Below are 11613 nucleotides of genomic sequence, written 5' to 3' on the forward strand. Positions count from 1 at the left end.
TGGGAGCGCCTCGATCAACGGCCGAAGTTGGCGCGCAGGCTAACCCCGAAATAACGCTCGGAGTCGCGCGGAACCTGCTGGCGCACATAGGTGCTGGGGATCCTGGCCGTCGTGTAGAAGCTGTCGCCGATGTTCTTGGCGATGAACGACAGGCGATAACGATCCTCGCGGTCGACCAGCGAGACGGTCGCGTCCCACAGGCTGAAGCCTTCCGGCGCGGGGCCGAGGTTGGGGTTGTTGACGTTCGGGCGGCCCGCGCCCTGATAGGCGATCGACGAGTTCAGGCCGATGTCGAAGGGCAGGGACGGGGTCTCGACCAGATAGTCCACGGCCGCCGACCAGCGCCACTTCGCCGGACCCAGCGGCTGGCCGTTGATCGCCGAGCAGGTGGCCGGCGAACCCGCCGGGCAGTGGAACTTCTCGATCTTGGCGTCGGTGTAGGCCGCGCCGCCCGACAGGGTCAGGTTCTTGGCCGGACGCGCCTGGGCGTCGAGCTCCAGGCCCGCGGTCGAGACCTCGCCCGCATTGACCAGGCGGCTGACGATCGTGCCGGCCACGGTGTCGAAGTTGGTGGTCTGGAAGCCTTTGAAGTTGGTCGTGAAGGCCGCCAGGTTCAGCACCAGCCTGCGGTCCAGGAGCGTGCTCTTCAGGCCGGCCTCGTAGGCGTCGGACTTCTCCGGATCCAGCGGCAGGGTGTCGAAGGCCTGCATGTTGAAGAAGACGTTGATCGCCGGGCCCTTGTAGCCGCGCGAATAGTTCACGTAGCCCAGCACGTTGTCGGAGAGGTCGTACTGCAGGCCGATCCGGCCCGAGACGCCGTCGGTGCTCTTGGAGCCCTGGGCGGCGAAGCTGGGGCGCACGCCGGCCGTGGCGGTGGGGAAGGCCGAGACCCGGGCGAAGTCGAAGCTGATCTCGTCGTGCGACCAGCGCAGGCCGGCCACGCCGCGCAGGCGCGGGGTGAAGTTCAGGTTGGCCTGGCCGAAGGCGGCGTAGTTCTCGAGCTCGGTGGTGAAGTTGGCCGTGCCGTTCGAGGTGACGACAAAGGTCGAGGAGCCCGTGGCGCAGACGCCGCCGGCCAGGGTGGTGGCCGCGCAGGCGACGTTGGTGCGGTTGAAGTAATTGTCCTGCTTGGTCTTGTAGTAGAAGGCCCCGACCACGTAGTCGAGGAAGCCGCCGGTCGGCGAGGCCAGGCGCACTTCCTGGGTGAACTGGTTGAAGTCCAGAACGCCCACGTCCTTCGACGAAGCCGTACCCACGCGCCGGCCGGCGATGGAGGTGTAGTCGCCGTCGCGCACCTCGGTGTTGCCCCAGCCGCGCCAGGCGGTGATCGAGGTCAGGGTGTAGTCGCCCAGCCGGTAGTCGACCTGGCCCGAATAGCCCCAGGTGCTGTCCTTGGTGACCGGAGCGACGTCGTTGTTGATATCGCGGTTGCTGGGGCTCAGGACCAGCGGCGCCTGCTGGCCGATGATCGCATCGCCGGGCGTCGCATAGCCGATGGCGTCGGCCGAGCCGTTGTCGACGGCGTTGACGCTGTCGGCGATCAGGCTGACGGTCAGGTCGTCGCTGGGCGTCCATTCCAGCTTGCCGCGGAAGCCCAGGCGCTCGTAGCCGTTGACCTTGGAGCCGTCGTAGACGTTGGTCGCCGAGCCGTCGTACTGGCCGTACACCGCCGTCAGGCCGCCGCGCAGGGTCTGGCTGATCGGGCCCGAGACGCCGGCGCGCAGGCGATATTCATCGCCCTCGAACCAGCTGCCCTCGACGAAGCCCTTGGTGGTGGCCGAGGGGCGGCGCGTGACGATCGAGACGACGCCGGCCGAGGCGTTCTTGCCGAACAGCGTGCCCTGCGGACCGCGCAGCACCTCGATGCGGTCGACGTCGAAGAAGTCGAAGAAGGCCTGGCCCGAGCGGGCGTAGACGACGCCGTCGACCACCGTCGAGACCGCCGGCTCCGAGCCGGCCGAGAACGAGGTCGTGCCGATGCCGCGGATGTTCAGCGACGAGTTCACATTGGTCGTGCCCTTGCGGAACGTCAGCGACGGCACCTGCTGCACCAGCTGCTCGGCCGAGAAGGTCTGGCGCTTTTCGAGGTCGTCCCCCCGGACGACCGTCACCGCCACCGGCACCTTCTGGACGTTCTCGGCCCGGCGCTGCGAGGTGACGACGATCTCTTCCAGCTGCGTGTCCGAGGCGGGCGCGTCGGCGGCCCAGGCAAGGGCGGGCAGGCTGGCGCCGATCAGCAGCGCCGAGACGGCGAGGGCGCGACCGCGAGGGCGCGAGACGGAAGACGGCATTGGAAATCCCCCAGATGGCTTGGCGCCGACGGTCGGCGGCGAGCCGTGGCGGAGTAGCTTGAGGGGGGCAAATGTCGTTATTCAATTTTTCCTATCGGATTAATAGGATTTCCAAAAGGGGCTGATCGGCCACCTCTGCTAGGGGCGGTCGTCCGACCAAGGAAGACCGCATGAACAGACGCATCCTACTCGCCGGCGCGTTCGGCGCTTCGGCCGTCGCGAGCGCGAGCGCCAGCGCCGCCGCCACGAAGGCGGGCCCGGCCGAGACGATCCCCTTGTGGCCGGCCGGCGCGCCCGGCGGCGAACAGGTCACGGTCGGCGAGACCGTGCGCGAGGTCGAGGACCAGGGACGCAAGGGACGCGACATTTCCGGGGTGCGGGAGCCCCGCCTGAGCCTGCATCGTCCGGCCGGCCTAGCCGATACGGCGGTGCTGGTCATTCCCGGCGGCGCCTTCAACCGCGTGGTGTTCGACAAGGAAGGCGAGGAGGTCTGCCGCTGGCTGGCGGGCGCCGGCTATGCGGCGGGCGCGTTGCTCTATCGCCTGCCGGGGGAGGGCTGGGCCGACGGCCAGGATGTGATGCTGCACGACGCGGCGCGGGCGCTGCGCCTGCTCGCCCGCCGCACGGGCGCGCGCCGCATCGGCGTGCTGGGCTTCTCGGCCGGCGGGACCATCGCTGCGAGCCTTGTCGCCCGCGGCGATGAAATCCGTTATCCGCCAGTCGATCAGCTCGACCGCGACCCTCTCCGGATCGATTTCCTTGGCCTGGGCTACCCCTATCTGAACGTGCCGGCCTCGCCCCGGCGGGGGCTTTATCCCGGTCCGCCCAAGTCGCCGCCGCCGACCTTCTTCTTCCACGCCGCCGATGATCCGCGCGTCACTGTCGACAACAGCCTTCAGGCCTTTCAAGGGTGGCGGCAGGCCGGCGCCCAGGCGGCCCTGCATGTGTTCGAGCGCGGCGGTCACGGCTTTGGCCTGCGCGCTCCCAAGGGCTCGTCGGCCGCCGCCTGGCCGGATCTCTTCCTGACCTGGGTGCGTGCGCTCGGCGCCCCTGGTCAGTGAGGCGCCAGCCCAGACAGGATCTCCTGCCGCAGCGCCACGAAGGCGGGGTCGTCCCGCCGGCGGGGATAGTCGAGCGGCACGGCCAGTTCCCGGATGATGCGGGCCGGGCGATCGCTGAACACCAGGATCCGCTGCGCCAATAGCAGGGCCTCCTCCACGTCGTGGGTGACGAGGACGCTGGTGAAGCGGCGGGCCTGCCAGATCTTCAGCAGTTCCTCCTGCAGGGTCATTCGCGTCAGGGCGTCCAGCTTGCCCAGCGGCTCGTCCAGCAGCAGCAGGCGCGGATCGTTGACCAGCACCCGACCCAGAGCCGCCCGCTGGGCCATGCCGCCGGAAAGCTCGTGCGGCAGGGCGTCGGCGAAGGCCTCCAGGCCAACGAGGCGCAGGATCTCGTCGACTCGCCCCTTCTGCGCCTTGAGCACGCCGCGGGTCTCAAGGCCGACTGCCAGGTTCTGTCGCACCGAGCGCCACGGATAGAGCGTCGGGTCCTGGAACACGAGCAGGCGGCTGGGATCAGGGCCGGTGATCCTGACGCCGTCCGCGCCGATCTTGCCTTCGCGCGGCGCATCCAGGCCGCTGAGCAAACGCAGCAGGGTGGACTTGCCGCAACCGCTGGGGCCCAGCAGGGCCACGAACTCGCCCGCTTCGATGGTGAAGCTGACGTCGTCGAGCACCGGCAATTGCCCGGTCTTGGTCGCGAAGGCGTGGCTGACCCTGCGGACCTGCACCGACAGGCCGTGAGCCGAGGACGCGGACGGGACGTCGAGGGTCTGTTCGAGAGCGGTCACCAGCGCACCATGCCTTTCTGCCAGGCCAGCACCCGGTCGCGGACGGCGAACAGCAGGGCGATCAGGCCCGAGAACAGCAGGGCCATGATGATCAGCGCGCCGTAGAGGTTGGCGTAGGCGGCCCAGCCTTGCGCCCATTGCAGGTACCAGCCGAGACCGGCCTTCACCCCCATCATCTCGGCCACGATCAGCACCGCGAACGAGGCGCCCAGCCCCATGAACAGGCCGACGAAGACGTGCGGCAGGGCGGCCGGAACGGCGACCTTGCGGATCAGGAACGAGCGCGAGGCGCCCAGGGTGCGGGCGATGTCGTAATAGCCGCTGAGCACGCTGCCGACGCCCGAGGCGGTGAGCACCGCCACCGGGAACAGGGTCGAGAGACCGATCAGGAAGGTGCTGGCGCTGCGTGCGCCGGGAAAGAAGAAGAACGCGACCGGCAGCCAGGCGGTGGCTGGCAGCGGCCCGACGAACCGCAGGATCGGATGGCCCCAGTAGCTGGCGGTCTTCGACCAGCCGACCGCCACGCCGATGGCGAAGCCGAAGAGCGCGCCGGCGAAGTAGCCGGGCAGCAGCAGGGCCAGCGAATGGACGACGCTCTCGACCAGCCGGCCGGCGTCGTCGGTATAGACCTCGAGGATCGACTGCGGCGGCGGGAAGAAGGGCAGGGGCAGGATGCCGGTCTTGGCGGTGAGCACCTGCCAGGCGCTCAGGGCCAGCGGCAGGGCGATCAGCCAGCGGCCGGCGGGCTTCAGGCGGCCGGTCAGCGTCCAGGACGCGCCGGCGAGCGACAGCGCCAGCAGCGGCGCGGCCAGCGCGAATTGGAACAGGGCCCAAAGGCCGGTCCGGGCCCAGGGCGTCAGGTCGGGCCAGGCTAGGGTCAGGGCGCCCGCGCCGATCCAGACGAGCGCGGCGGCCAGGCCTTCGCTCCAGATGGGCGCAACGGTCCATCGCGCCAGCGGCGGGGCGGTGGGGCGGGCGACGTCGATGCCGGTCATGGTCGGCTCCTCAGGCGAAGACGTTGTCGACGATCCCGGCCGCGAAGCGGTCGGGGACGAGGTTGGGCTTCATCACCCCGACATCGCGAAGCTCCTGGGCGTAGAGCGCAACCTCATGCTGCAGGTCGCGGCCGACGGGGTGCTTGTCGTGGGTCTGCATGCGCAGCACCGCCACGAGATCCTCCTCGCTGGCCTTGGCGTAGGGCGCGAAGGCCCGGGCGGTGGCGTGCGGGTCCTGCGAGCACAGGGTGGCGGCGGTGACCAGCGAGCGGGCAAGGGCGGTGGCGGCGGGGCGGTCGTCGCGCAGCAGGTGGCCGCTGGCCCCCAGCACGCAGCAGAAGCGGTCCTGCCACGGCGCCGAAAGGTTCGACAGCACCTCGACCAGGTCGCCCTTGGAGGCCTTCTGCAGCAGGTAGAGCAGGGGATCGGAATCCACGAAGGCCTGGATCTCGCCCTTCTCGGCGGCCGCCGCCAGCAGCGGGGCTGGGAAGGCGCGCCACTCGACGTCGCGGTTGGGATCCAGGCCGTTGGCCTTCAGCAGCACGGCCAGGGCGTTGCGGCCCGAGCCGCTGATCTCGGCCAGGCCGATGGTCTTGCCGCGCAGGCTCTTGACGTCGTCGGTGATCCCGTGGCGGCGGGAGCCGACCACGCGCAGGCAGCCGCCATGGGTGCCGGCGATCAGCTTGACGTCGAAGCCCTGCTCCAGCGGCTTGATCCAGCGCAGGATCATGCCGACCCCGGCGTCGGCCTTGCCCGTGGAGATGGCTTCAAGAAGCTGGTCGGTCGAGCCGGCGAAGTTGACCAGTTCCACGTCCAGGCCGTTGTCGGCGTAGATGCCGTATTCCTTGGCCAGCAGGGCGGGGGCCAGGCAGATGGCGTTGGCGTTCCAGGCCAGGCGGATCTTGCGCTTGCCGTCGGCGGTGACGGGGCGCTTGGGTCCCGCCGTGCCCCAGGCGACCGCGCCGGCCACCCCGGCCGCCGCCAGCCCGCCGCCGGCCACCAGCAGGTTGCGGCGGCTTAGCAGGGAGGGCTTGGGTCTGGCCTCCGGTTCGGCGATGTCGTCGAGGTCTTCGGACATGGCGTCTGTCGTCTTTCTTCGGAGGGCGGTCTTTGTGTCCGACGCTTAGCCGGAGCGAGAAAAAGCGAACAAACGCGCAGTTCTCATCAGCGGTATCAGCGCGACTGATGCGTTCGCCGGGGCTTGGGGAATTGGCGTCCGTCTTCGCTTAATCTTGGAAGCGGGCCAGAATTACTGGGGCCGGAGGCTCAGTAATCGATGGTCTTGGGGACGCCGCCGCCCGCGGCGATGGTCTGGCCGTTGATCGCGCCGCTGAGCGGCGAGGCCAGCACGGCGACCAGCCAGGCGATCTCCGAGGCGTCGACGATGCGGCCGATGGTGTTGCCCTGGGCGATCCTGGCCTCGGCCTCCGGCGTCGTCTTCTCCGTGCGCGTGCCGCCCGGATGGATGACGTTGGCGGTGATCCCGCGCGGCCCCAGTTCGTCGGCCAGGTTCTTGGTCAGGGACGAGACCGCGCCGTTGCGGATCGAGGCCACGTAGTGGCCGGTGGTCCGCGCCGCCAGCCCGCCGATGTTGATGATCCGACCCCAGCCGGCCTCGGCCAGATGCGGCGCGACCGCCCTGGCGGTGCGCAGATAGCCGGCGACCTTGACGTTGACGTCGGCCAGCAGCGCCGCGCCATCCACCTCGGCCAGCCGGGCGGCGGGGGCCGCGCCGCCCGGCGTGGCGGCGTTGTTGACCAGGATGTCGATCCCGCCCAGCTCGGCGATCGCGGCGCGCACGAGATTGTCGACCGAGGCGTCGTCGCCGGTGTCGGCGCGGATCGGCGTCACCCGCCGGCCCAGGGCGTTGGCCAGTTCGAAGGTCGCCGCCTCCAGGGCCACGCTGTCGCGCCCGGCGATGGCCACCTCGACGCCTTCGCGGCCCAGCGCCAGGGCGATGGCCTTGCCGATGCCCCGGCTGCCGCCGGTGACGATGGCGCGCTTTCCCGCCAGTTTCAGGTCCATGACGGCCTCCTAGAACTTGCGATTGACGTAGAGGTTGACCATCCGCGGCTCGTTGTAGGCGCGGTAGTAGAGGGGCGAGGTCCCGGCGTTGCTGGGCGAATAGCCGCCGGCCTGGCCGCGCCGCAGGTCGAAGAGATTCTTGACCTGCACGCCGGCGGTCCAGCCCTCGTCGTCGGCGGTGTAGTTGACCGTGGCGTTGACGAAGGTCTGCGGCCGCACCTGGGTCTGGGCGGTGTTGTAGATGTCGACGTAGCGGCGGGACTCGTACTGGGCGTCGGCGCCGACCCGCCATGCGCCCGGCGTGTCGAGCGGCAGGCGATAGTTGGCCGAAAAGCCCAGCTGCCAGCGCGGAGCGTAGGGGAAGTCCAGACCCACCAGCGTCTTCCGGCCCGCCACGTTGTTGGGCAGGGTGGCGGTGAAGGTGTCGTAGGCGGTCTCCAGATAGGCGGCCGTGGCCGACAGGCGCAGGCCCTCGATCGGCGCGGCCGCCAACTCGACCTCGACGCCCTGCGAGTGGGCGTCGCCGGCGTTGATCAGCTGGTTGACGACGTTGCCCAGGGCCGCCGTCGCCGTGGCCCGGACCTGGAAGTCCTCGATGTCGTTGTAGAAGGCCGCCAGGTTCGCCGTCAGGGCGCCGTCCAGCCAGCGTGTCTTGATCCCGAGCTCATAGGTGCTGGTCGTCTGAGGCAGGTACGGCGTCAGCGAACCGACCACGGTGTTGGTGCGCAGGTCGTAGCCGCCGCTCTTGAAGCCCTGCGAATAGGAGCCGTAGACCAGAACGTCCGGCGTCCACTGGAACTGCAGGCCAAGCTTCGGCGTGAAGCTGTCGAAGCTGGTCCACGGCGCATGGACGTCGAAATTGGTGGTGTAGGGGCCGTACAGCTTCTCGAACTGCCAGGGATCGTAGTTCCACTCCTGCGGGTCGTGCAGGGCGGTGTTGGATTTCTGCTGGCCGAAATTGTCGAAGCGCCGACGGTCCTCGGTGTAGCGGCCGCCCAGCGTCGCGGTCAGGCGCTGCGTCAGCTTGTAGTTCACCTGGCCGAACACGGCCCAGCTTTCGGTGCGCAGGTAGTTGTTGGTGTGGGTGACCGTGCCGACGTTGTCGTTGGGGCTGCCGGCCGACTGGCTGAGCCGGTGATTGTGGAAATACTCGTAGAAATAATAGACGCCGGCGACGAAGTTCAGGCGATCGAACTCGCCGTTGAGGTTGAATTCCTGGGTCCGGTAGTGCTGGTCGAAGCCGGCGTAGCTGTCGCCCTTGATCTGGGTGACGCCGTCGTTGTCGTAGTAGATCGGGCCGTGCATGCCGCGCACGGCGGTCACCGACTTCAGGCTCAGATTGTCGGTCAGGCGATGCTTGATGGTCAGCGAGGCGCCGTAAACCGTGGTCCTGTTGTAGGGCAGGGTGTCCGACCAGGTCAGGTCCGGATCGGTCTTGCCGTTTCCGCCGACCTGGCCGTCGGGCTGGTTCACAGGCGTGTAGTAGCTCTGGCTGGAGCGGTCCCACATGCCGTCGGTCGAGAAGCCGATGCTGGTGTTCTCCGTAAGCTGCGAGAACAGCTTGCCGCGCAGGACGGTCAGGTCGAGGTCGTTGACGTCCTTGTTCAGCGGCACGCTGTGCTGCCAGCCGTCGCGGGTGTGGCGGATCACCGACAGCGAGCCGTTCAGCTTGTCATCGCTCAGGATCGCGCCGTTGATGCGGGCCTTGAAGTCGAGGTTGTCGTAGCTGCCGAGCGCCAGCCCGACCTCGCCGCTGCGCTGGGCCGTCGGCTCCTTGGTGATGAAGCGGATGGCGCCGGCGCTGGAATTGCGGCCGTAGAGCGTGCCCTGCGGTCCGCGCAGCACCTCCACCCGCTCCAGGTCGGGCGTGTCGTAGAGCGAGCCGACGGTGCGCGCCAGGTAGACGTCGTCGACGTAAACCGCGACCGAGGGCTCGGGATAGGTGTCGATCTCGCCGATGCCGCGGATCGAATACTGCTGGGTGGTGTAGGCCGTGGAGCGACGGGGCGCGAGCAGGCCCGGCACGCGGCCGGCCAGGTCGCGGAAGGTGGCGATCTTCTGCTGTTCGATGGCTTCGCCGGCCAGGGCCGTGATGGCGATCGGCGTGTTCTGCAGGTTCTCCGACCGCTTCTGGGCGGTGACGATCACCTCCTCGACCTTGCCGTCGGCGGCGTCGGGCGAGTTCGGCGCGGCGTGAGCCGTCGAGGAGAGCGCCGCGAAGGCGGTGGCGGCCAGCAGGCGGATGCGAAGAGCCGGCGACGGAATGAAGCTTTGCATAATGCCCCGAGAGAGTGGCCGACAAGCGCGGCGGTGGTCGGGGCGTCAGGGGCGTCTTTGTCGCGATGAATGAAATCTAGGTTTCTTGCTTGGCGTGTTGAGGTTTTCTGAAGTCGTAAATCTGGCCGTTATTTCTCTTTCGAAAACAATGGTGCTTATTTAGGTGTCTCGATTTTGTATTTTCGCGCGGAAATCTGAATAATTCGAATGAAGGTTATGAGCGCTGGTTCGCCGCCTCAATGCAGCTTCGGATAGGCAAGGCCGCGGGCCAGATCCTCCAGGTGCACGACCGCGCGATAGTGGGCGGCCGGCAGCAGGTCGAAGCCGTCGAGCAGCAGGGCGTGGCGAGCCGAGCGCAAGGCGGGGTCGGTCGCGACCTCGTCCAGCACGGCCAGGGTCGTGGCGTGGACGGACGCCGGCAGCGCGGCCGAGGCGATCAGCGGCAGGCCGGGCGTCGCGGCGGTCCAGGCCAGCACGCGCAGGCCGCCGGCGAGCGCTGGGCGATGGCGCTGGATGTGGGCCCAGGTGACGCAGTCGACCGCCGCCACGTCCGCGTCGCCGTCGATCACGGCCTGGGCGCTGGCCACATGGGCCCCGGTCAGCACGACGGAGCGGAAGAACCGCTCGCCGCCGGCCAGGGGCGCGATCTCGGCCCGAAGCAGGTTCATGCCGGTGTTGGAGGCCGGATCATTGAGCGCGCAGCGTTGGCCGCGCAGGTCCGCCAGGTTGGCGGCCGGATCCTCGGCCCGCACCAGTATGGCGCTGCGGTGCAGGGCGCCGTCACAGCCGGCGGCGCGGTAGCGCGGCGTGGCCAGCACCCGCACGGCGCCCTTCAGTTGCTTGGCCAGGGGGTAGCCGCAGGTCTGGGCCAGCAGCAGGTCGGGGTTGCGCCAGACGTCCTCCAGCGGCTCGTCGCGGCTCAGGCGCGTCGGCGCACGCACGCCGCGGGCCTTCAGCCGCCTGGCGATGGCCGACCACAGCTGGTCGTTGGCCTCGCGCAGTTCGGGCAGGTCGTACATCGGCAGGGCGGCGACGGCGGCCACGGGGCGGTGGCGACGGGCGAGGGTCATGACGAGGTCTCCAGCGCCTTGCGGTGGTCGGCGTGGTCGTGCGGGGTCAGCAGGTATCGACGGAAGATCTCGCCATAGCCGTCGTAGGCGAGGCCGCCATTGGCGGCGAGCAGGCGGGCGCGCTCGCGGGCGTAGCGGCCGGGCAGGCGGTACCAGGGCGTGCCGGGGCTGTCGTGATGGGCGGCGTGCAGGTTGTTGTTGAGGAACAAGAGGCCCAGCACGGGCGCGTTCTCGACCACGGCCACGCGCCGGTCGTGAAGGCAGTGGGCGCGATGCTCGGCGAACGAGCGGATCAGCGACAGGGCCGCGCCCGGATAGACGAAGCACAGCAGATAGCGGTCGAGCGAGAGGCCGCAGGCGAAATGCAGCCAGGCCACCACGACGGCGACAAGCGCCAGGTGCGTCGCCCAGATCCGGCGCGCCGTCGCCGCGTGAGGCGAGCCCAGGCCTCGGGCCTCCCGGACGAGGAAGGTCGCGATCTCGATCGGCGGACCCAGCAGCAGCCGGCCCGCCAGGGTCGATCCGGCGAACGCCGAGACCCGCGCCCAGCGCGAGGCCGTGGGCGGCAGGTAGCGCGACTCCGGGTCGTGCTCTGGGCTCGTCAGGTCGTGGGTGGCGTGGTGGGCCAGGTGCGTGCGGCGATAGAGCGGGTAGGGCAGCCACAGCGACAGCGGCGCGAAGGCCAGGGCGTCGTTGACCCGTCGCCATGGAGTCGGATGGCCGTGGATCGCCTCGTGCTGGAACGAGCCGTGCCAGGCCAGGATCCAGCCGCCCAGCGCCGCCAGCAGCGGCGTCGGGATCTTGGCGCTGGCCAGGGTGAGCATGATCCAGCCGCCATGGATGACGGCCCAGAGGATCAGGGTGGGAACTTCGAGACGGCTCGGGAGCGAAGGTGAATCAGGTCGGGGCGCCGACGACATCTATGCGACTTCCAACGGGGGGAGCAGGCGCGCCTGCCGGGGTGTGACGTCAAAAATCTACAAATTGAGTAGGAATTGGGTCGAGGGAGTTTTTCTGGCGATGCGTTCAGGCCCGGCGGACGCGAAGCCGCCTTGGCGAGGAGGGCCGCGTCGCCGTGAAGACGTCGCGCCTTCCACGCGTGGCGA

Annotated in this window: 9 protein-coding genes; 1 reads left to right on the forward strand and 8 read right to left on the reverse strand. The window is 69.2% G+C overall.

Going from position 1 to position 11613, the window contains the following annotated elements; translation table 11 throughout:
• Positions 1–14: 14 nt before the first annotated feature.
• Positions 15–2291, reverse strand: coding sequence for a TonB-dependent receptor (locus tag DDF62_RS14510; RefSeq protein WP_116489753.1), 2277 nt, complete (start codon positions 2289–2291; stop codon positions 15–17).
• A gap of 170 nt (positions 2292–2461) precedes the next feature.
• On the opposite strand from DDF62_RS14510, the gene DDF62_RS14515 reads away from it, so the two are divergent.
• Complete coding sequence (locus tag DDF62_RS14515) at positions 2462–3352, forward strand: alpha/beta hydrolase (RefSeq protein ID WP_116489754.1); 891 nt, start codon at positions 2462–2464, stop codon at positions 3350–3352.
• On the opposite strand, the gene DDF62_RS14520 is transcribed toward DDF62_RS14515, so the two are convergent.
• The 7 genes from DDF62_RS14520 to DDF62_RS14550 form a co-directional block, all read right to left on the reverse strand.
• Positions 3346–4140 carry an ABC transporter ATP-binding protein gene (locus tag DDF62_RS14520; protein ID WP_208866871.1) on the reverse strand — a complete coding sequence of 265 codons (795 nt, stop codon included), beginning with the start codon at positions 4138–4140 and terminating at the stop codon, positions 3346–3348. The genes DDF62_RS14515 and DDF62_RS14520 overlap by 7 nt on opposite strands.
• Positions 4137–5135 carry an ABC transporter permease gene (locus DDF62_RS25860; RefSeq protein ID WP_116489756.1) on the reverse strand — a complete coding sequence of 333 codons (999 nt, stop codon included), beginning with the start codon at positions 5133–5135 and terminating at the stop codon, positions 4137–4139. The genes DDF62_RS14520 and DDF62_RS25860 overlap by 4 nt, the downstream gene beginning before the upstream one ends.
• 10 nt (positions 5136–5145) lie before the next feature.
• The gene (locus tag DDF62_RS14530) at positions 5146–6213 is read right to left on the reverse strand and encodes an ABC transporter substrate-binding protein (protein ID WP_116489757.1); all 1068 of its coding nucleotides are present in this window, start codon (positions 6211–6213) and stop codon (positions 5146–5148) included.
• A gap of 188 nt (positions 6214–6401) precedes the next feature.
• Entirely contained in the window at positions 6402–7160 is a 759-nt protein-coding gene (locus tag DDF62_RS14535; RefSeq protein WP_116489758.1) for an SDR family NAD(P)-dependent oxidoreductase, read from the reverse strand.
• Positions 7161–7169: 9 nt separating this feature from the next.
• The gene (locus DDF62_RS14540; RefSeq protein WP_116489759.1) at positions 7170–9437 is read right to left on the reverse strand and encodes a TonB-dependent receptor; all 2268 of its coding nucleotides are present in this window, start codon (positions 9435–9437) and stop codon (positions 7170–7172) included.
• A 236-nt stretch (positions 9438–9673) separates the two neighbouring features.
• The gene (locus tag DDF62_RS14545; protein WP_116489760.1) at positions 9674–10507 is read right to left on the reverse strand and encodes a phosphate/phosphite/phosphonate ABC transporter substrate-binding protein; all 834 of its coding nucleotides are present in this window, start codon (positions 10505–10507) and stop codon (positions 9674–9676) included.
• Positions 10504–11331 carry a fatty acid desaturase gene (locus DDF62_RS14550; RefSeq protein WP_208866872.1) on the reverse strand — a complete coding sequence of 276 codons (828 nt, stop codon included), beginning with the start codon at positions 11329–11331 and terminating at the stop codon, positions 10504–10506. Before DDF62_RS14550 ends, DDF62_RS14545 begins: the two co-directional genes overlap by 4 nt.
• Positions 11332–11613 lie beyond the last annotated feature (282 nt).

Origin of the sequence: Caulobacter radicis, assembly GCF_003094615.1 — a bacterium.
In the GTDB taxonomy this organism is placed as follows: Bacteria; Pseudomonadota; Alphaproteobacteria; order Caulobacterales; family Caulobacteraceae; genus Caulobacter; species Caulobacter radicis.

Coding starts and splice junctions, on each gene's coding strand:
- DDF62_RS14510 (WP_116489753.1), bottom strand. CDS start 2,291: ATGCCGTCTTCCGTCTCGCGCCCTCGCGGTCGCGCCCTCGCCGTCTCG.
- DDF62_RS14515 (WP_116489754.1), top strand. CDS start 2,462: ATGAACAGACGCATCCTACTCGCCGGCGCGTTCGGCGCTTCGGCCGTC.
- DDF62_RS25860 (WP_116489756.1), bottom strand. CDS start 5,135: ATGACCGGCATCGACGTCGCCCGCCCCACCGCCCCGCCGCTGGCGCGA.
- DDF62_RS14530 (WP_116489757.1), bottom strand. CDS start 6,213: ATGTCCGAAGACCTCGACGACATCGCCGAACCGGAGGCCAGACCCAAG.
- DDF62_RS14535 (WP_116489758.1), bottom strand. CDS start 7,160: ATGGACCTGAAACTGGCGGGAAAGCGCGCCATCGTCACCGGCGGCAGC.
- DDF62_RS14540 (WP_116489759.1), bottom strand. CDS start 9,437: ATGCAAAGCTTCATTCCGTCGCCGGCTCTTCGCATCCGCCTGCTGGCC.
- DDF62_RS14545 (WP_116489760.1), bottom strand. CDS start 10,507: ATGACCCTCGCCCGTCGCCACCGCCCCGTGGCCGCCGTCGCCGCCCTG.
- DDF62_RS14550 (WP_208866872.1), bottom strand. CDS start 11,331: ATGCTCACCCTGGCCAGCGCCAAGATCCCGACGCCGCTGCTGGCGGCG.